Source organism: Deinococcus sp. YIM 134068 (assembly GCF_036543075.1).
GTDB lineage: Bacteria > Deinococcota > Deinococci > Deinococcales > Deinococcaceae > Deinococcus > Deinococcus lichenicola.
The window spans coordinates 55,577-75,017 of the sequence record NZ_JAZHPF010000016.1; the positions used below are offsets into that span (position 1 = coordinate 55,577).

17 protein-coding genes are annotated in these 19,441 nt (G+C 70.0%); 10 read left to right on the forward strand and 7 right to left on the reverse strand.

Going from position 1 to position 19,441, the window contains the following annotated elements; all coding sequences use genetic code 11:
- Positions 1-185 precede the first annotated feature (185 nt).
- Positions 186-416 (forward strand): hypothetical protein, encoded by a 231-nt coding sequence (locus V3W47_RS14515; RefSeq protein ID WP_331825940.1) that lies wholly within the window; start codon positions 186-188, stop codon positions 414-416.
- Here V3W47_RS14515 and V3W47_RS14520 read toward each other — a convergent pair.
- Positions 361-1,035, reverse strand: coding sequence for an N-acetylmannosamine-6-phosphate 2-epimerase (locus tag V3W47_RS14520; RefSeq protein ID WP_331825941.1), 675 nt, complete (start codon positions 1,033-1,035; stop codon positions 361-363). The two genes, V3W47_RS14515 and V3W47_RS14520, sit on opposite strands and share 56 nt — an antisense overlap.
- Before the next feature lie 121 nt (positions 1,036-1,156).
- Here V3W47_RS14520 and V3W47_RS14525 point away from each other — a divergent pair, with 121 nt between their 5' ends.
- Complete coding sequence (locus V3W47_RS14525; protein ID WP_331825942.1) at positions 1,157-2,617, forward strand: glycoside hydrolase family 3 protein; 1,461 nt, start codon at positions 1,157-1,159, stop codon at positions 2,615-2,617.
- Between the two features lie 51 nt (positions 2,618-2,668).
- Here the strand turns inward: V3W47_RS14525 and V3W47_RS14530 are convergent, their stop codons facing one another.
- Both V3W47_RS14530 and V3W47_RS14535 read right to left on the reverse strand, forming a co-directional pair.
- Entirely contained in the window at positions 2,669-3,538 is an 870-nt protein-coding gene (locus V3W47_RS14530; protein WP_331825943.1) for a DegV family protein, read from the reverse strand.
- Positions 3,535-4,422, reverse strand: coding sequence for an NAD(P)-dependent oxidoreductase (locus V3W47_RS14535; RefSeq protein WP_331825944.1), 888 nt, complete (start codon positions 4,420-4,422; stop codon positions 3,535-3,537). Before V3W47_RS14535 ends, V3W47_RS14530 begins: the two co-directional genes overlap by 4 nt.
- Positions 4,423-4,648: 226 nt before the next feature.
- Here V3W47_RS14535 and V3W47_RS14540 point away from each other — a divergent pair, with 226 nt between their 5' ends.
- The gene (locus tag V3W47_RS14540) at positions 4,649-5,554 is read left to right on the forward strand and encodes an AEC family transporter (protein WP_331825945.1); all 906 of its coding nucleotides are present in this window, start codon (positions 4,649-4,651) and stop codon (positions 5,552-5,554) included.
- A 50-nt stretch (positions 5,555-5,604) separates the two neighbouring features.
- Here the strand turns inward: V3W47_RS14540 and V3W47_RS14545 are convergent, their stop codons facing one another.
- On the reverse strand, positions 5,605-5,991 hold the full coding sequence (locus V3W47_RS14545; protein WP_331825946.1) for a YchJ family protein: 387 nt from the start codon (positions 5,989-5,991) through the stop codon (positions 5,605-5,607).
- Between the two features lie 152 nt (positions 5,992-6,143).
- Here V3W47_RS14545 and V3W47_RS14550 point away from each other — a divergent pair, with 152 nt between their 5' ends.
- Both V3W47_RS14550 and pepF read left to right on the forward strand, forming a co-directional pair.
- Positions 6,144-6,944: a TrmH family RNA methyltransferase gene (locus V3W47_RS14550; protein WP_331825947.1), complete on the forward strand. Its 801-nt coding sequence runs from the start codon at positions 6,144-6,146 to the stop codon at positions 6,942-6,944.
- A gap of 318 nt (positions 6,945-7,262) precedes the next feature.
- Entirely contained in the window at positions 7,263-9,083 is a 1,821-nt protein-coding gene (pepF, locus tag V3W47_RS14555) for an oligoendopeptidase F (RefSeq protein WP_331825948.1), read from the forward strand.
- A 483-nt stretch (positions 9,084-9,566) separates the two neighbouring features.
- Here the strand turns inward: pepF and V3W47_RS14560 are convergent, their stop codons facing one another.
- Together V3W47_RS14560 and V3W47_RS14565 are read right to left on the reverse strand one after the other, a co-directional pair.
- Complete coding sequence (locus V3W47_RS14560; protein ID WP_331825949.1) at positions 9,567-10,028, reverse strand: YbjN domain-containing protein; 462 nt, start codon at positions 10,026-10,028, stop codon at positions 9,567-9,569.
- Between the two features lie 196 nt (positions 10,029-10,224).
- The gene (locus V3W47_RS14565) at positions 10,225-11,271 is read right to left on the reverse strand and encodes a M24 family metallopeptidase (RefSeq protein ID WP_331825950.1); all 1,047 of its coding nucleotides are present in this window, start codon (positions 11,269-11,271) and stop codon (positions 10,225-10,227) included.
- A gap of 398 nt (positions 11,272-11,669) precedes the next feature.
- Between V3W47_RS14565 and sucC the strand changes: the two genes are divergently transcribed.
- The 5 genes from sucC to V3W47_RS14590 all read left to right on the forward strand — a co-directional run bounded on the left by sucC (position 11,670) and on the right by V3W47_RS14590 (position 18,733).
- A complete protein-coding gene (gene sucC / locus V3W47_RS14570; protein WP_331825951.1) occupies positions 11,670-12,815 on the forward strand; it encodes an ADP-forming succinate--CoA ligase subunit beta in 1,146 nt (381 codons plus the stop codon).
- Between the two features lie 120 nt (positions 12,816-12,935).
- Positions 12,936-13,847, forward strand: coding sequence for a succinate--CoA ligase subunit alpha (gene sucD / locus V3W47_RS14575; RefSeq protein WP_331825952.1), 912 nt, complete (start codon positions 12,936-12,938; stop codon positions 13,845-13,847).
- Between the two features lie 126 nt (positions 13,848-13,973).
- Positions 13,974-14,552 carry a hypothetical protein gene (locus V3W47_RS14580; RefSeq protein ID WP_331825953.1) on the forward strand — a complete coding sequence of 193 codons (579 nt, stop codon included), beginning with the start codon at positions 13,974-13,976 and terminating at the stop codon, positions 14,550-14,552.
- A gap of 388 nt (positions 14,553-14,940) precedes the next feature.
- Entirely contained in the window at positions 14,941-16,206 is a 1,266-nt protein-coding gene (locus V3W47_RS14585; RefSeq protein ID WP_331825954.1) for a S41 family peptidase, read from the forward strand.
- A 286-nt stretch (positions 16,207-16,492) separates the two neighbouring features.
- Positions 16,493-18,733 carry an ATP-dependent Clp protease ATP-binding subunit gene (locus V3W47_RS14590; protein WP_331825955.1) on the forward strand — a complete coding sequence of 747 codons (2,241 nt, stop codon included), beginning with the start codon at positions 16,493-16,495 and terminating at the stop codon, positions 18,731-18,733.
- Between the two features lie 62 nt (positions 18,734-18,795).
- Here V3W47_RS14590 and V3W47_RS14595 read toward each other — a convergent pair whose 3' ends face one another.
- Positions 18,796-19,200, reverse strand: coding sequence for a hypothetical protein (locus V3W47_RS14595; protein WP_331825956.1), 405 nt, complete (start codon positions 19,198-19,200; stop codon positions 18,796-18,798).
- Positions 19,201-19,441: the final 241 nt, after the last annotated feature.

Consider the following 19,441-nt stretch of genomic DNA (forward strand, 5'->3'; position numbering starts at 1 on the left):
TCGACGCGAATGCGACTCACCTCTACCACCCGGCATGGCCGCCGCACGCGCCCATACCCTCCTGATACGGCCACCTCGTCATGGGGTTCGTGGCCTTTGCGGCGCTGGGCGGACTGGGGCTGTGACTCCTGTGGCGGCCCGGACAGGACGCTCCGTTTCACCTGCGTGTCGCCGCGCTCGTCCCCTTGGCCCTCATCGGCTTTCTGTACGTCGCTGCCCTCGTGCCCACCACGAGCACGCTGTACGAGCCGGACATGCCCGTGATGCGCGCCTTCGGGGTGGGGCTGCCGCCCAACCTGCTCGCCGGGACGCTCGCGCTCGCCGCCCTGCCGTTCGCCTACCGCTTGGCCCGGCGTGCCCTCACGCCCCCCGCACCGCCCCCACGAACCACCGTGTCACGTGGTCCGGGCGGGTGATCGCGCTCCCCACCACGACCGCATGAGCACCCCGCCGCAACGCCTCCGCCGCCAGTTCCGGCGTGTTCAGCCGCCCCTCGGCGATGAAGGGCAGCCCCCCCTCGCGCAGGGCGTCCATCAGGGCGAAGTCCGGCTCCGGCTGCTTCGGGCTGTGCGGCGTGTACCCGCTCATCGTCGTGCCCACGATGTCCGCGCCCGCCGCGAGGGCCGCCCGCGCCTCCTCCAGCGTGCTGATGTCGGCCATCGCCAACGCGCCCGCCGCGTGCGTGGCTCCCACGAGTTCGCCCACCGTAAAGGGCCGGGGCAGGTCCGTCCCGTCGAAGGCCACCACGTCCGCGCCCGCCCCGGCCACCTCGCGCACCTCGTCCGGCGTGGCGGTGATGTACACGTCGGTGTCGGGATGGTTGTTCTTCGTCAGGCCGATGATGGGCACGTTCCCCGCAATCGCCCGCACCGCCCGAATGTCCTCGCCACTCCGCAGCCGCAAGCCCGCCGCCCCGCCCACCAGCGCCGCCCGGCTCAGCGCCACGATGAGGGCCGTGTCCCGTAGCGGGCTGCCCTCGTCCGCCTGCACGCTCACGATGAGTTGGCCGCGTAGGGATGCCAGGAGGGAATGCATGGGGGGCAGGATACGCGCGTGTCTAACGGTCTAACGGTCGAACCGTCAAACGGCAGGCGGACCTTCGGTGAGACGGTTCGACCTTCGACGGTTGGACCCTCCAGCCTTTACGCTGGACCCCGTGACTTCTCTCCCCCCCGGCGCGCTGGCGATGGTGGACATTCCCGGCCCGACCCTCGACAAGGACACGGTGGCCCACCTGCGGCGGCACGGCGTCCGCAGCGTGTGTCTGTTCGGCAAGAATGTACGGGACGCCGCGCAACTGCGCCAGCTCTGCGCCGACCTGCGCGACCTGCTCGGCGAGGATGCCCTGATCGCCCTCGACCACGAGGGGGGCGCGATTCTGAGGCCGACCTTCTGGCCCTTCGCCCCTTCCGCGATGAGCCTCGGCGCGGCGGACGACGTGAGGCTCACCGAGGACGTGAACGCGGCCCTGGCCCGGCAACTGCGCTCGGTGGGCGTGAACTGGAACTTCGCGCCCGTGCTCGACGTGAACGTGAACCCGGCCAACCCCGTCATCGGGGAGCGGGCCTACGGCGCGGACCCCCTGCTCGTCGCCCGGCACGGCGCGGCGGCCCTGCGCGGGCACGCGCGGGAGCGGGTCGCGGGCTGCGTCAAGCATTTCCCCGGCCACGGCGATACGCACCTCGACAGCCACAAGGCCCTGCCACGGGTCTCGAAGTCCCGCGAGGAACTCGACGCGGTGGAGTTCGTCCCCTTCCGCGCCTGCCTCGCCGCCGCGCCCGCCGTGATGACCGCCCACATCGTCTACGACGCGCTCGACCCCGAGCACCCGGCCACCCTGTCGCGCGCCGTCCTCACCGACCTCCTGCGCCGGGAGTGGGGCTATGCGGGCGTCACCGTCACCGACAGCATGGGGATGCAGGCCATCGACGCGAACTACGGGCGCGGGGAGGCGGCGGTCCTCGCCCTGGGTGCCGGGGCCGACCTCGTGATGGCGCTGGGCCGCCGCGAGGCGCAGGAGACGACGCTCGCCGCCATGCGGGAGGCGCTGGCGGGCAGCCTCGACCGCCGCGAGGTGGAGGCCAGCCTGGAGAGGTTGCACACCCTCGCCGCCGCCCACCCCGCCGACGCGGAGACGACGCTCGACCCGCAGGCCGACGCGCCCCTCCTCGCCGACGCCTGGGCGCGCGGTCTCACTCCGTACCGTGCCCCGGTCGCCCCACCGCCCGGCAGCCGTGTTCGCCTCGTCGCCCAGCGGAAGGTGACGCGAGAGAACGTCAGCGAGGCGAGCGTGGACGCCGAAGCCCTCGCCCGCGACCTCGGGGCCGTCTACAGCGTGGACCTCCTCGCCTACGACGACCCGGCGGACCTCGATTGGGAGGCCGTGCGCGCCCCCGGCCTTCCGGTGATCCTCGCCACGACGACCCGCCACCGCCAGCCCGCGCTGAGGGGGGTGCGGCCCGACCTCCACCTCGCCCTCTACAACCCCTACGCCGTGCTCGACGTGGATGCCCCCGCCGCCCTCACCTACGGCTTCCGCCCGGAGGCCCGCGCGGCGCTTCAAGCGTGGCTGGGGGAGGAGGGGGGGTTGCCGGGGACACTGCCGTTTAGGGATTAGGAGTGAGGCGTTAGGGGTTAGTCCTCATTCCTCATCCTTTATCCCTAACACCTAACTCCTCTCCCACGCCCACTTCCCCGGTGCCGCCGCCACCCCCAACGCCCTCGGCCCGGTGTGGACGTTGAGGACCGGGTTCACGCCCGCGAAGCCCGACCAGACGATGGGGTGACGCTCCTTGATCGCCTCCAGCAGCGCGTCGGCATCCTCCCGCACGCTGCCGTAGAGCAGGCCGAGGCGCAGGGGTGTGCCCTCGCCGTAGCGGGCCGTGACCTGCGCGGCGAGGGCCAGGGTGGCCCCTTTGTAGGAGCGGGCGCGGCCCACGTTCGTGTAGGCGGCGGTCTGACGGTCCACCGTGATGACGGGCTTGAGGTTGAGCAGCCCGCCCAGCGTGGCCTGCACCCGCCCGATGCGCCCGCCTCGGCGCAGGTACTCCAGCGTCTCGATGGTGAAGTACAGCTCCGTCTCCTCGTGCGTGCGCCGCACCCAGTCCAGCGCCGTGTCCAGCGTCTCGCCCCTCTGGGCCGCACTTGCCGCCGCGTGAACCTGAAACGCCTGCGCCGCGCTGATCGTGCGCGTGTCGTGGATGGTGACGGGAAGGTCCGGTGCCACCGTTCGCGCCTGCTCCGCCGCGTTCCGGCTCCCCGACAGTGCCGCGCTGATCGTGAGGGCGAGGACGGGGAGGCCTGCGCCTCCGCCCGCCGCCGCGTACGCCGTCGCCCAGTCCTGCGGGGTGGGCTGGCTGCTCGTGGGGTGGACGGGATTGCCCTGAAGCTCGCGGTACAGCTCCTCGCGCGTGATCTCGTCCATCCGGTACGTCTTCGAGCCGAAGTTCAGGCTGAAGGGCGCGACGGGCACGGCGTTGAGCAGGCCCGCGAAGGCGTCCAGCCCGCCGTCGGTCGCCACGGCAAATAGGGGTGTCATCGAATCACCGTTCCATTCATCTGTTCCACGAGTTGCAGGGCGGCGGTGTGGTCCGCGTCCGGCCCGATGAGGGTGGCGGCGGCGCGGATGAGGGCCTCGGTCTGCATCAGCATGGGCGCGCTGCCCCGCACGTCCCGCACCACGTCGGCGGCGATGCCCGCATCTTTGGCGAGGAGGCCCAGCCCGAAGGTCGCCGGGAACTCGCGCGTCAGCACCCGCCGGGGGATCAGGTTCTCGGTGGCGTTGCTGCGCCCGCTGCTCGCGTTGATGACCTCCAGCGCCGCGCCGAGGTCCACCCCCAGCCGGGCGAGCGCGGCCAGCCCCTCGCCCGCCGTCCACAGGTTCGCCGCCAGCAGCACGTTGTTGATCGCCTTCACCGCGAAGCCCGCGCCCACGTCGCCGACCCGCACCACCCTCCCCGCGAAGGCGAGATCGCCGCGCACCTGCTCCAGCGCCCCCACCTCACCTCCGACCATCACCGTCAACGTTCCTGCCCCCGCCCCCACCGTGCCGCCGCTCACGGGCGCGTCGAGAAAGGCCACGCCCCGCTCCGCCAGCCTCTCCGCCTGTCTCCGCGCCGCCTCCGGGTGCCCGCTCGTGCAGTCCACCCAGACGGTGCCCGCCCTCAATCCGTCCCACGCGGCCTCCAACACCTCGTCCACCTCCGCGCTCGTGGGGAGGCAGGTGAAGATCACGTCGGCCCGAGCAGCTTCGGTGAGGTCCACCGCCTCACCCCCGAAGCGCGCGGCGTGTGCGTCCGCCCTCGCCCGCGTGCGGTTCCATACCACGGCCCGCCCACCCTGATTTTGCATCCGCTGAACGACGTGCGCGGCCATCGGCCCACCCATCGCGCCCAGGCCGAGAAATGCGGCTGTTCTGGTCATCGCGTCCCAGGCTAAGGCCAGGAGGTTCTTCCGCGCCGAAAACTGAACCGAGTCCAGAGAGTGTGTTGGGCAAGCGCCGCTTGCCACCCCCCACCCGACCTCCCCCGCAAGGGGGAGGAGAAAACGATTGGCCGCTCGGCCCGTCAGAAACATCAGAGCAACTTCACAACCACGCCGTTAGACCGCTGGGCGGTCAGCCTCCCCCGACCCCCGTATCCTGCCCCCCGTGTTCGCTGCCCTCCTCAACGTCGTCCTGCCCGTCGTCCTCGTCGCGGGGGTGGGGGCGCTCCTCGCCCGACGCTTCACGCTCAGCCAGGACACGCTCGGCAAGGTCAGCCTCAACGCCCTGACGCCCGCGCTGGCGCTGAGCAGTCTGCTGGGCACGACGGTGACGGTGCAGGCGGGCTTGCGGCTCGCGGTGGCGTATTTCGTCCTCGCCGGGGCGGGCGTGCTCGTCGCCTTCCTCGCCGCCCGCCGCGCCCCCAGCCGCACCCGCCGGGCGGTCATGGCGAGCGTCGCCATCGGCAACAACGGCAACTTCGGGCTGCCCATCGCCCTGTTCGCGCTGGGGCAGGCGGGGCTGGATCAGGCGGTCGTGATCTTCCTGTGCTCGGTCGTGTTGACCTTCACCCTCGGGCCGCTGCTGTACGGCTCGGCGGGCGGGGCGCGGGCGGGCCTCCTCGCCGTCGCCCGCCTGCCCGTCGTGTGGTGCATCGCCGCCGCGCTGCTCGTCCGGGCGCTGGACGTGCCCGTGCCGCTCGGTCTGCGGCGGGGCATCGACCTCCTCGGGCAGGCGGCGCTCCCGATGGTGCTGCTCTCGCTCGGCATCCAGCTCGGGCAATCGGCGCGCATCGCCCTGACGCGGCCCGTCCTCACCGCCGTCCTGCTGCGGGTCCTCGCCATGCCCGCCCTCGCGCTCGGCATAGGGCTGGTGCTCGGCCTGCGCGGGCTGAACCTTCAGGGCCTCGTGCTGGCCTCGGCCATGCCCACCGCCGTCAACGCCTTCCTCCTCGCCCGCGAGTACGACGCGGACGCCGACACGGTGGCGAGTGCCGTCGCGCTGAGCACCCTCGCCAGCGTGGGTACGGCGGCCCTCGTGGTGACGCTGCTGCCGGGCATCGGGAGGCTGTGAGGGGAAAGGTTCCCACCGCCCACGCTCGTTGGGTGCCCCGACCCGTTCCCTCACTCCCCCGGCGTCACCCCCGACACGTACACCCAGCGTCCATCCAGCCGTACGAAGATACTCCGTTCCCGCAGACGGTGGGTGCGCCCGCCCACCCGCAGGGTCGCCGTGAACGTCACCTCGTCCCCCTTGGCCCGGTGGACGGTCAGGCCCGTGTAGCGCGCGTCGTCGTCCCCCAGATCGAGGTCCGGCGGGCAGGTCTCCGGGTGCCACGTCCGCCGCACGTACCCGGTGTCGCGCAGGGCATAGGCCGCGTACCGCGAGCGCATCAGCTCTTCGGGCGTCGCCGCCTCCCGCTCCCCAGCGTGCAGGGGGCCGCAGCACACGCCGTAACTCCGCCCCGACCCGCACGGACAGGGCTTGAACGCGGGAAAGGGGAGAGGCATGGGGAGGAGGATAGCGGGGCCTGCCACCCTCCACCCGGCCTCGGCAAACAGCCCAGTCGAGTCGCGCCGAGAACGTTGGAGCGGCTGCACAACCAAGCCGTTCGACCTTTAGATCGTCAGACGGTTCGACCCCCGTTCATACTGAGGCCCCGATGACCGCCCCCGACGCCATCACCTCCCTGCAAAACCCCCACGTCAAGCGGCTCGTCCGCCTGAAGACCCGCCGCGACCGCGACCGCGAGGGCGTCATCCTGATCGAGGGTGCCCGCGAACTCTCCCGCGCGGTGACGGCGGGCATCCTGCCGGGGACCCTCTACACCTGCCCGGCCCTCCACAGCCCCGAGGCGCGTGAGGTGGCCCCCACCCTGCCCGGCCCCCGTCTCCACCTCTCCCGCGAGGCGTTCGAGAAGGTCAGCGGGCGCGAGAATCCCGACGGTCTCCTCGCGGTCGCGCCCGCCCCCAGCCCCACCCTGCCCGAGCCGACCGGGGACGCCGTGCTCGTCGTGCTCCACGGGCTGGAGAAGCCCGGCAACGTCGGCGCGATCCTGCGGACGGCGGACGCGGCGGGCGCGGCGGGCGTGATCGTCCTCGGGCGCGGGGCCGACCCCTACGGCCCGAACGTCATCCGCGCGTCCCAGGGCAGCGTCTTCAGCCTGCCCGTCGTCCCGCTGGGAGAGGAGGAGGCGCTGGCGTGGCTCGCGGGGCGCGGCTTTACCCGCGTCGCCTGCACGCCCGACGCCCCCCAGGTCTACTGGGACGCGCCCCTCACGGGCCGGGTCGCCCTCATCCTCGGCGCGGAACACGAGGGTCTGCCCGCCGCGTGGCGCGTGTCCGACCTCCCCGTGCGCGTGCCCATGCACGGCACCGCCGACAGCCTGAACGTGGCGACCGCCGCCGCCCTCGTCCTGTACGAATGTTTGAGGCAGAGGCGGGTGATGGGGCAAGAGAGTTAGAGAGTCAGGCCGCCTGAGAACAAGATGTTTTCCTCCCTCTCTCCTCGTGACTTTTGGTGTGAAATAGAAATTAGGCGTGCCGGATGCGTTTTTTCTCCCTCTCCCCTTGCGGGAGAGGGCCGGGGAGAGGGGTGACGAGCAACGCTCGTCCTCTTGCGAGAGGGCGTGAACGTCTCAACTCCTCAGTTCGCAATTCACATCAGACGTTCGTGGGAGAGAACCGGGGTAACTTGCAAAGCGGCGAAGCAGAGGGGGCGACGTGGCGACGTGGCGACCCCGCCGCCCAATCTCCCCCAGACCGGTGCTAGCCTTCCGGTCGTGACCACCCCAACCCTCCCCAGCCGCGCCGACGTGCCGCGCGAGCAGACCTGGGACATCGAGGCCCTGTTCGCCACCCCCGACACCTGGGAGGCCGAGGCACAGGCCCTGCCCGCCGCCATCGACGCCCTCGCCTCCCACGCCGGGCGGCTCGGCAGCGGCCCCGAGGCGCTGACCGCCTACCTCCGCGAGGCCGACGACGTGGAACTGCGCCTCACCCGGCTGCTCTCCTACGCCTCGATGGGCGCCTCGGTGGACGGACGCGACGCGGAGGCCGCCGCCCGCCGCGACCGGGCCAACGGCGTCGCCGCCCGCTTCGCCAGCGTGACCGCCTTCGCCCGCCCCGAACTCCTCGCGCTGGACGAGGCGACGGTGCGGGAGTGGCTCACCCGCCCCGACCTGGGGGACCACCGCCTCCGGTTAGAGCGGCTGTGGCGCACCCGCGAGCACGTCCGCTCCGCCGAGGTCGAAGAACTTCTCGGCGCTGTCCAGGCCCCCTTCGCTTCCACGCGCGGCATCCACCCCGCCCTCGCCAACATGGACCTGCGCTTCGGCACCGTGCAATCTGAGAAGGGGGGGGGCGAGACGGTGACGCAGGGCAACGTGGACCGCCTCACCTCCGCCCCTGACCGCGAGGTGCGCCGTCAGGCCTGGGAGAACTACGCCGACGCCCACCTCGCCGTCCGCCACAGTCAGGCGGCGATGTACGCCACGAACGTCCGCCAGAACGTCTTCCTGGCCCGCGCCCGCCGCTACCCCGACGCCATCACGGCGACCCTCGCCCCCGACCGCATCCCGGTGGAGGTCGTCACCACCCTCCTCGACACCTACCGCGCCCACACGCCGACGTGGCACCGCTCCTGGAATGTCCGCAAACGCTGGCTTGATCTCCCCGAACTCCGCGAGTACGACGTGAAGGCGGCCCTCGTTCCCCCGCGCGAGGTGAGCTACGCGCAGGCGGTGGAGTGGATTGAGCAGGGCATGGCCCCCCTCGGCGCAGATTATGTGCGCGACATGGTGGCGGGCCTGACCGAGGGGCGCTGGGTGGACTACGCCGCCAACGACGGCAAACGGCAGGGCGCGTACTCCGCCGGGGCCGGGCGCGTCAAGCCCTACATCTTCATGACGTGGAACGGCACGCTGAGCAGCTACTCCACCCTCGCCCACGAGATCGGCCACTCCATGCACTCGCTGCTCTCCCAGCGCGAGCATCCCTACCCCGTGCCCCGTTACACCCTCTTCCACGCCGAGGTCGCGTCGAACTTCAATCAGGCGATGGTCCGCCAGCACCTGATGGAAGAGGCCCGCGCGTCCGGCGACACCGAGTTCGAGGTGGCCCTGATCGAGGAGGCGCTCGGCAACTTTCACCGCTACTTCTTCATCATGCCGACGCTGGCCGGCTTCGAGCTGGAGTGCTACCGCCGCATCGAGGCGGGCGGGACCCTGAGCGCCCCCGACCTCATCACCCTGACCGCTGACCTGCTCTCGCAGGGTTACGGCGACGGCGTGACGATGGACCGCGACCGGTCCGGCATCCTCTGGGCGCAGTTCTCCACCCACCTCTACGCCAACTTCTACGCCTACCAGTACGCGACCGGCATCAGCGCGGCCCACCAGCTCCTCGTGCAATTCGGGGAAGACCCTGACGCCGCCCGCGAGCGTTACCTCGCCTTCCTCCGCTCCGGCGGCAGCCTCGACCCCATCGACGCTCTGCGCGAGGCGGGCGTAGACATGCTCTCGCCCGAACCCGTGGAGGCGACCTTCCGCACGCTGGCGGGGTACGTGGACCGGCTGGAGGAGCTGCTCGCCCGCCGTTCGTAAGCTCCCGCGTCCAGCGATGCGACGAAAGAGGACGCGGTCAGATGCGGAGAACTTTGAGGCACGACGACTTTTCTCGGCGAAGGCTGAATGCCATCTGCACTCCGCCTTCGCCTGAGCTACCGGTTGCGATCCGTCCTTGAGGAAGGGGAGAACTGCATCTCCGACCCGCTGAGCGCGTCATTGAAGGACGCCCCCTGGCCGCGTAGAACCTCGAAGCCGAGTTCTGCGACGACGGGGGGAAGTGTGCTGTCTTCCCCCTCCCCGGCGTACAACTCATTCAGGTACGCAGTGACAGCAGTCTCGGGCTGTTCTGAACCCTTTTTGACACAGGTTGATCTTACTGTGCTCCCCTCCGGGGATTAGCCGCCTCATATGCTTGTCCGACAAACCACTACCCCTCGTTAAAAGAAAATAATCACAAATAGAAGCGGAAGAAAGAGGGCGAGTTTCCCCCGCCCCCTCCTCATCCCTGATTCCTGCTTTTTACGCCTGCGGCTGCTGGAGCTGCGGGCCGGGCACGAAGCCCTCCAGCGACGCGTAGTCGTCCTGGAAATGCATCAGCACGCCGCCGAACAGCGTGTCAAACGTTTCTTGGGGCATCTCGGCGAGGGTGGGGTAGAAGCCCACGTACTCCAGCCAGACGTTGCCGTCGGCGTCGATGGAACGGGAAAAGGCGCGCTCGCGGTTGCGGTCGTTGAGGATGTTCACGATCTCGGCGCGGCGCTCGGGGTACTGCTTCTGCGTCACGCAGGTGACTTCCAGGCGGCTGGTGTTGTTCGGACCGTCGTTCACGGACACGAGGACCGCCGCGTCGCCCATCTCGAAGCGCCAGCCCATGCGGATAAAACGCTGACCGTTGTTTTCCTCGATATCGAGCTGGACTTCCTTCTCGCGCAGGTACTTGGCGAGCGTGTCCAGCGTCAGAAGCGCCGTTTCCATCGTCATTGAAACCAATCCTCCTCTGGGGGGTGAAACTCGGGGCAGATTCTAACACCCCGCTTCGGGCTGGGGGCCGGGCGGAGAACAGTTGGTGAGCGGGATGCCAGTTGCCAGTGTCCCGTCGCCGGGGAAACCGGATGTTCCGGAGCTTCGGGCGTGGGCCTGCCGTCCTGCCCGTCGCCCGGAGTTTCCGGCCAGCGCCCTACACATTCTCCTTCGGCGTCCGGCTCAGCACCTCGTGGCCGCCTTCCGTCACCAGCACGAGGTCCTCGATCCGCACCCCGCCCACGCCCGGCAGGTACGCGCCCGGCTCGATGGTGACGACCATGCCCGGTTCCAGCACGTCCTCGCTGCCCTTGCGGAGACCCGGCCCCTCGTGAACGTTCAGGCCGACCCCGTGCCCGAGCGAGTGCGCGAACGCCTCGCCCAGCCCGTGCCGCTCCAGAATGCCGCGTGCCAGCGCGTCCAGCTCCCCGCCCGTGACGCCGGGACGCACGGCGGCGACAGCAGCCTCCTCCGCCTCCAGCACGGCGTTGTAGACGCGGCGCATCTCCTCCGAGGGCGTCCCCACCGCCACCGTCCGCGTCATGTCGGAGTGGTAGCCGCGCAGACGCGCCCCAAAGTCCACCGTCACGAGGTCGCCGTCCTCAATCACCCGCTCCGACGCGACCCCGTGCGGCATCGCCCCGCGCGGCCCGCTCGCCACGATCACGTCGAAGCCGACCTCCGCCCCCGCCCGCCGCAACCCCAGTTCGAGGGCGAGCGCCACGTCGATCTCCCGCACCCCGGCCCGGATCAGGGGCCTGACCTCCCCGAACACCCGGTCCGCGAGCGCCTGCGCCTCCCGGATGGCCGCCACCTCCTGGGCCGTCTTGACCCGCCGCAGCGCCTCCACCAGCCCGCGCGTCGGCACGAGCGCCGCGTCCCAGTGGGCACGCAGGTCCTCCAGCCCGGCGACCGTCAGATGCTCGGCCTCGAAGCCCACCCGCAGGCCCCTCACCCGTTCGGCGGCGTGTTCGTAGGTCTCCGGCGGGCGGGCGATGTGCTGGGGCACACTCGACTCCTCCCGCGCCTGCACCGTGTACCGCGCATCCGTGTAGAGGGTCGCCTCGCCCGCCAGCACGAGCACCTTGCCGTCCGCCCCGCTCGAAAACCCGGTCAGGGCGCGCACATTCGCCGGAGCACTCACCCACAGGGCGTCCACACCCGCGCGGCCCATCGCCGCCCTCACGTCGTCCAGTCGGCTCATCGGCGGGCACGCTAACACAGAGTGGCGTATGGAGGAGGGTCAGGAAGAGAGGCGCTGTGGAGATATTCGGCCCGTGGCTCTCACGTTCGCCGTCTTGTTGATCGCCGTGGCCCTCACTCCCATTGGGCTGTCGCTGATTCGGAGCCGACCACGGCAACAGCGTTGGGCTGGATGGCTGTTATTGAGTCTGGTCGCCCTCGTGGTGGGGACATCGGGTGCCTTCGTCCCCGATCTGCTGCACGCTGTGAGGACGGGCGACCAACGGGAGTGTCTTCCCTGCTGTTCCCCCCACGGGGACAATAGCCCGGCGACCCGGCGGGGCGGCTTATACTCCTTCATCGGGACAAAAGTAAGAGCGTAAGTCGGCCTGACCCAGAGCCACCCACAGGAGGAAGACCGTGAAGCTTCACGAGTATCAGGGCAAGGAGCTGCTGCGCCGCTTCGGCGTCAACGTGCAGGACGGTAAGGTGGCGTACACGCCCGACGAGGTGCGCGACATCGCCCGCGAGTACGGGCAGCCGGTCGTCGTCAAGGCGCAGGTCCACGTCGGCGGGCGCGGCAAGGCGGGCGGCGTGAAGTTCAGCCCGAACCTCGACAAGGCCTTTGAGAACGGCCAGAACATCCTCGGCATGGACATCAAGGGCCTCACCGTCAAGAAGGTCCTCGTCACGAAGGCCGTGGACATCGACGCGGGCACCGAGTACTACGTCGGCATGATCGTGGACCGCAACGTGCAGAGCTACACGCTGATGGCCTCCGCTGAGGGCGGCATGGAGATTGAGGAGGTCGCCGCCGCCACCCCGGAAAAGATCATCAAGCACCGCGTCGATCCCGTCACCGGCCTGCGCCCCTACGAGGCGCGCGAGGTGGCGATCAAGGCGGGCTTCAAGGGCAACCTGAACAAGATCGCCGACATGATGGTGAAGATGAGCGAGGCCGCCCTGAAGATGGACGCCGTGCTCGTCGAGATCAACCCCCTCTTCGTGGACGAGAGCGGGACGCCTGTGGCGCTCGACACGAAGTTCGAGATCGACGACAACGCGATGTACCGCCACAAGGACCTCTCCGACTGGCGCGAGCTGGAGGCCGAGCATCCGCTGGAGATCGAGGCCAGCAAGTACGGCTTCGCCTACGTGAAGCTCGACGGCAACGTGGGCGTCCTCGGCAACGGGGCGGGCATCGTGATGACCTCGCTCGACGTGGTGAACCGCGCCGGGGCCAAGCCCGCCAACTTCCTCGACATCGGCGGCGGGGCGAAGGCCGACATCGTGTACAACGCGGTGAAGCTCGTCTCGAAGGACCGGGACGTGCAGGCCATCTTCATCAACATCTTCGGCGGCATCACCCGCGCGGACGAGGTGGCAAAAGGGGTCATCCAGGCGTTGCAGGACGGCATCCTCACCAAGCCCGTGCGGATGCGGATCGCGGGCACGGCGGAGGAGGAGGCCAAAGCCCTCCTGGCCGAGGTCAACAGCCCCCTGATCCAGATGTACCCTGACATGTTCCAGGCGGCGGAAGCGGCTTCCCAGGAGGCGAACAAGTAATGTTCACACTCGAGCCTTCCAGAACACGTGCCCCTGTGTTCTTTCAGGCTTGCGCGTGAATGTCTCCGCTCCTACTCGCTTCGCTCGCCGTTTCTCAGGAAGAAACGTGGAGGTTTTTTAATGGGCATCCTCGTCAACAGCAGCAGCCGCGTCATCGTCCAGGGCATCACCGGGCGCGAGGGGGCCAACCACGCCCGCGCCATGCGCGAGTTCGGCACGGCGGTCGTCGCGGGCGTCACCCCCGGTAAGGGCGGCCAGGACTTCGAGGGCTGGCCCGTGTACAACTCGGTGGCCGAGGCGCGGGCCGCCCACGAGGCCAACGTCTCCATCATCTTCGTGCCGCCCGCCGGGGCCGCCGACGCCGTGCTGGAGGCCGCCCACGCGGGCATCCCCCTGATCGTCCTGATCACCGAGGGCGTGCCCACCGTGGACATGATGCGCGCGGTGCAGGAGGTCAAGGCCCTCGACGCCATCAGCCGCGAACAGGGGGGCGAGGGCATCCGCCTCATCGGCGGCAACTGCCCCGGCCTCGTCACGAGCGGCGAGTGCAAGGTCGGCATCATGCCCAACCGCATCTACCAGCAGAAGGGGAGGGTCGGCCTGATCTCCCGCTCGGGCACCCTGACCTACGAGGCCGCCAAGCTCCTCGGCGACGCGGGCCTGGGCACCTCGACCACCGTGGGCATCGGCGGCGACCCGGTGATCGGCACGACCTTCGCGGACGTGCTCCCCATGTTCGAGGCCGACCCCGAGACCGACGCCATCGTGGTGATCGGCGAGATCGGCGGGGCCGACGAGGAAGCCGCCGCCGAGTACATCGCGCAGAGCATGAACAAGCCCGTCGTCGCCTTTATCTCGGGCCGCTCGGCCCCGAAGGGCAAGCGCATGGGCCACGCGGGCGCCATCATCATGGGCGACGTGGGCACCCCCGAGAGCAAGCTCGCCGCCTTCGCCGCCGCGAACGTGCCCGTGGCCGACACGATGCCCGAGATCGTGGACCTCGTGAAGCGGGCGCTGAACGTCACCGCATAACACCCGAGCAGGGGGGAGGGGCCGGAGCCGGGTGCTTTCGGCCCCTTCCTCTTTGTCCCCCCTCCACCCCCAACGAATCGTCATCCCCGGTCACACGTCCGTCAGGCCCGCGCGTAGACTGGGGGCATGAACGCGCGCCTGTCGGCTCTCCTTCCCCTCGCGGCGGCCCTCCTCGCCTCGTCGGCGGGCGCCCTCACGGTGACGGGGCGGGTGGCGGGCAGCGTCTCGCCGGACACGCGGGTGGGGGCGTGGGCGGTCAGCGCCTCCGGCCAGCCCGTGCAGGAACTCGCCAGCGTGGCGGTGACGGATGGCCGCTTCCGCCTCGGCGTCCCCGACGCCGCGCCGCCCGCCCGCGCCCAGACGGCCCTCAATGCCCAGAACGTCGCGTGGCCCGGCGTGCTCGATCCGGTGAGCGTCTCGGCCCCCGCCCAGGCCGCTGAACTCAAGTTCTTCACCTACCGCGACGTGAACCGCAGCGGCGGGCGCGACGAGGGCGAGACGCTGAATGAGGCGACGGCGACCACCGCGAGGGGCAACCTCTTCGTCGTGTGGGTGAGCGCCGACGTGACGGTGAAAGCCAACCGGGGCTACGAGGCCGCTCTCAAGCGCGGCTGGAACGCCCTGCTCGTCGAGGTGGCCCGCGCCGTGCGGGTCTCGCCCTTCGCGGACGGGGCAGTGGACGTTACCCTCAACGCGGGACGTTAGGGCCGACCATAGAAATGCCCGCTGTGAATCGCGGATTGGGTAAAAAAGCGTTTTTGTCGTCTGGCAGAAGGGCGAGCGAGCCTCGCCGCCCCTCTCGCCGGCCCTCTCCCGCAAGGGGAGAGGGAGAAAAAACGCGCCCGGTACGCCTATTTTCCAGAACACATCAGGCGTACAGAAGGGGAGTCGTCGCTGCCTGCCCCGTCGCGGTCGAGACGTGAACTTGTGGAGCGTTCACCAACCTCCGCGTCGTTGTCAGGCTGGACGGCGAAGCGGGGACCCCACCGCCCACCCCCAGACATCGGCGGGTGGCGCGCGGTCCCGTGAACAACCCCCACACCCCCTCCCTGCGCCACGGTTACTCAACCCACCCTCACGCTAGCCTGGGCGTGTGATTCCACGCCGCCGCGCTCTCACCGCCTGCGTCCTCGCGCTCCTGAGCTTGGCGTCAGCGAGTCCGGCCACCGACCTCTTCAACGCCGCCACCGGGGCCGTGCAGCGGCGCTATTTCGGCTGGTCCACCGTGGACCGCGCCGCCCTGGGGCAGAAGTACGCCGCCGTCCTCGCCGAGCGGTGCGCGCCCCAGGGCGACGCCTGCGACTACGCGACGGGCCACGCCGTGCTGGGCGACCTCTTCAAGGAACTCGGTGACGACCACACCAACATCCGCGACGCGGAGGGGGCCGAGCGCATCGCCGAGGTGACGTTCAACCGCGCCGTCAGCCGCACGGGCGTGCGCGTGGCGCGGGTGGCGGGCGGGCTGCTCGTCACCTCCGTCATGCCGGGCAGCCCCGCCGAGAAATCGGACGTGCGAAGATTCGACCTCCTGACCCGCGTGAACGGCGAGGCCGCCGGGAAGGACGCGGCGGGCAACAACCTCCCGTTCGGCCCCACCGAGTTCGTGCGGCTGGAACGGGCCGGGGCACCCCTGAACGTCACCGTCCGGCGCGCGGGCACCCCCGACCGCGATCTCGCGCTGGGCACCGAGAACCTCCAGGCGCGCGACGTGCCCACCCTCGCGTGGGCCGGGCCGGACGGCAGGACCGCCGTGATCCAGTACCCGACCTTCCTCGCGCTCGATTCCTCCGAACTCTTCCTCGCGCAGGTGGCCGAGGCGCAGCGGCAGGGGGCCAGCGCCCTCGTCGTGGACGTGCGCTACAACGGCGGCGGGGCGCTCGGCGAGTGCGTGGCCGCCGCGAGCATCTTCTCCCCCGTGCTGTACAAGACCCGCTGGCAGGGCGGCTCCTACACCTACGCGGGCCTGCGCGGCGAGGAGGTGCTGCCCTTCCTCGCGCGCATGTCCCGGCCCGACTGGGGCCTGTGGCGCGGCCCGCTCGCCGTCCTCGTGGGGCCGAACACGGCGTCCTGCGCGGAGGTCTTTACCCACTATGCCCGGCAGGGGGGCGCGGTCGTCGTCGGTGAGGGGACGCGCGGCGTGGGCAACAGCGGCGTGGTCTTCCAGCCCATGCCCGACGGCGGAGTGCTGGCCGTCACCGTGCTGCGCGCCTACAACGATGCGGACGAAGCCCTCCCCGCCGCCATTACCCCCGACGTGGCGGCCCCCACCAACGTGGCCGTCCTCACCGCCGAGGGCCGCGACATCACGCTGGAGGCGGCGCTGGCGGCCCTGAGCGCGCGGGCGGAGGCCGGGAAGTGAGCCGGGTCCACGCTCCATCCACGGTCAGAACAGCGTCGGCGCGGCGTGTCAACGTGACTTCCCGGAACGGGGAAGGAGGCACCGTGAAGTCTGAACCGGGGGAAAGACAGGTGGCGGAACACGCGCTAGCCTGCGTTCGGGCCACCCAGTGGGGGAGAAGGTGAGCTTGAATGCCCGCCTCATCGCCATCCGCCCTTAAACTAGACGCAGTGCCCGACCATGCCCCGACTCCAACCCGCGCCGTGCGTCTGCGCGCCGTGCGGCCCGCCCGACACAGGGGGAGCCTATGAACCGATACGACGACCGCGCCCGCCTCGTGTTCCACTACGCCCGTGAGGAGGGCAACCGCCTCGGGCACGCGATGGTCGGCCCCGAACACCTCCTGCTCGGCCTGATGCGCGAGGGCGGCACCGCCGCGACCATTCTCGGCGAGTTCGGTGCCTCCCTGGACGGCCTGCGCCGCCGCGTCGAGGAGATCATCGGGCGGGGCGAGGGCAGCCGCCTGAACGACGCGCCCTCCATCACCCCCCGCGCCCGCCGCGTGATGGAACTGGCGAGCGCCGAGGCCCGCTCGCTCGGCGCGCAGGTCACGTCCACCGAGCACATCCTCCTCGGCATCATCCGCGAGGGCGACGGGGTGGCCTTCCGCATCCTTCAGGAACTCACGAAGGACGTGGACACGATCCGCTGGCGCGTGCTGGCGCAGGGGGACGGCACGCCCGGCGGCAAGCCCGCCAAGCCCGTCGCCACCCCCTTCCTCGACGAGTACGGGCGCGACCTCACGAAGCAGGCCCGCGAGGGCAAGCTCGACCCGGTGATCGGGCGAAGCGAGGAAATCCGCCGCGTCACCCAGATTCTCACCCGCCGGACGAAGAACAACCCCGTCCTGATCGGCGACCCCGGCGTGGGCAAGACCGCCATCGTGGAGGGCCTCGCGCTCGCCATCTTCGAGAAGCGCACGCCGCCCAACCTGCACGACGTGCGGCTGGTGAGCCTCGACCTCTCGGGCGTCGTCGCGGGCACGAAGTACCGGGGCGAGTTCGAGGAGCGGCTGCGCCAGATCATCGAGGAGCTGCGGAACGCGAAGGTCATGGCCTTCATCGACGAGCTGCACACCCTCGTCGGCGCGGGCGGCGCGGAGGGGACGCTGGACGCGGCGAACATCCTCAAGCCCGCCCTGTCGCGCGGCGAGATTCAGGTCATCGGCGCGACCACCACGGGCGAGTACCACCGCTACATCGAGAAGGACGCCGCCCTGGAACGCCGTTTCCAGCCGGTGATCGTGCTGGAACCCAGCCCCGCCGAAACGCTGCAAATCCTGCGCGGCCTGCGTCCCCGCTACGAGGAGCACCACGGGGTCCAGATTCCGGACGCGGCGCTCGAACTTGCCGTCCGCATCGGCGAGCGCAGTCTGCCGGGGCGCAACTTCCCCGACAAGGCCATCGACCTCATCGACGAGGCGGCGAGCCGCGTGCGGCTGAACATGAGCGTGGGCCTGCCCATCACCGAGAACGAGGACGGCGAGCCGATGGTGGCCCGCGAGGATATCGAGAGCGTCATCAACTCAATGGGCGGCATCTACTCCGAGGAGTCGGCGGCGCAGCTCAGTGACCTCGAAGACCAGCTCACCGACCAGGTGTACGGCCAGCCGGAGGCGGTCAAGGCCCTCTCCAGCGCCCTGCGCCGTGCCCGTGTCGGGCTGGGCGGGCGCACCCGCGTGGCGGCGAGCTTCCTCTTCGTCGGTCCCAGCGGTGTGGGCAAGACGCACCTCGCCCGCGCGCTCTCGCGCACCCTCTTCGGCTCCGAGCGGTCGCTGATCCGGGTGGACATGAGCGAGTTTCAGGAGTCGCACTCCATCTCCAAGCTGATCGGGTCGCCTCCCGGCTACGTGGGCTACGAGCAGGGCGGGCGGCTGACCGAGGCCGTGCGCCGCCAGCCCTTCAGCGTGATCCTCCTCGACGAGATCGAAAAGGCGCACCCCGACATCTACAACACCTTCCTTCAGGTGCTCGACGATGGCCGCCTCACCGACGGACTGGGGCGTACGGTGGATTTCCGGCGCACGATCATCATCATGACGAGCAACACGGGCTTCAACGTGAACCCGACGGTGGGCTTCTCGCCCGTCACGCCCGACAACAACGCGCCGCTGCGGCACATCTTCACGCCCGAATTCCTCGACCGTCTCGACGACGTGATCCGCTTCCGCCCGCTCGGGGAGGACGAACTCGTGCGGGTGGCCCAGCAGCTCATGGGCGAGATGCGCGAGGAACTCGCCAGCCGCGAGCTGACCGTCACCTTCGACCCGGCCATCGCCGCGTGGCTCGTGAGCAAGCTCAAGGCCCGCAGTCCCAAGCACGCGGTCGGGTCCAGCCGCCAGCTTCGTACCCTGGTCCGCGAGGAGATCGAGGACCCGCTGGCGCTCGAACTCATCGGCAGCGTGGGCGAGGAACTGCGCGTCGTGCTGGGGCAGGACGGCATTCAGTTCGAGCGCGGCAAGGCGGCACCGCCGCAGATTCTGGCGTAACAGGCTCTCGGGAGAGGAACGGCGGAGGCTCGGGCGCGAGTCTCCGCCCTCTCCTTGTGCGGCTACTCGGCCCGGATGATGGGGAACACGCCGCTCACCGTCGCGCCTCTGGCAAAGTCGGCGGCGGCGGTGCTGCCCTCGCCGGAGCCGATATAGACGAAGTGCGTCCTCGCGTTCACGTTGATCTGTGAGCGCCCCGTCTCCACGAGCGTTCCGTCGCTCATGGCGAGACAGGAGGCGGTGACGGTCCGTGGCCCTGGGTTCGGGGTGCCGCCGAACACCCTTCGTACATCCGACTGGGCGAGCGTCTCGTCAAGGTCGCCCGCCACGACACGAAGGGCGGTGCAGTTGGCGGTGAACGGCGAGGCGAGGCCGGGCATGGCCTGTGCGTCATAGTCCCTCAAAGACCCGTTCTGGCAGGCGATCAGCGAACCCGCCAGCGGAACGATCAGCCAGAGTCGCCTCATGGGTCTGCGCCATGGGGTCAACCTGCTCTACGTGGTGAGGTCTGAATGGCTTTGCACGCAGGAAGCCTACTCGGCAGCCTGTGGCAGGCGGAGAAGATGTGCGGCCTGTATCCCCACCCCTGACGGCCTGACAGATTTTATGAGGGCGAACGAAAAACGAGCTGCCAGCCGACTTCGAGCGTTGTTTGTAGTACAGTATGAGGGCGTTTTCGTCCGCTCAGTGGCTCAGGGTCAGGCTTAC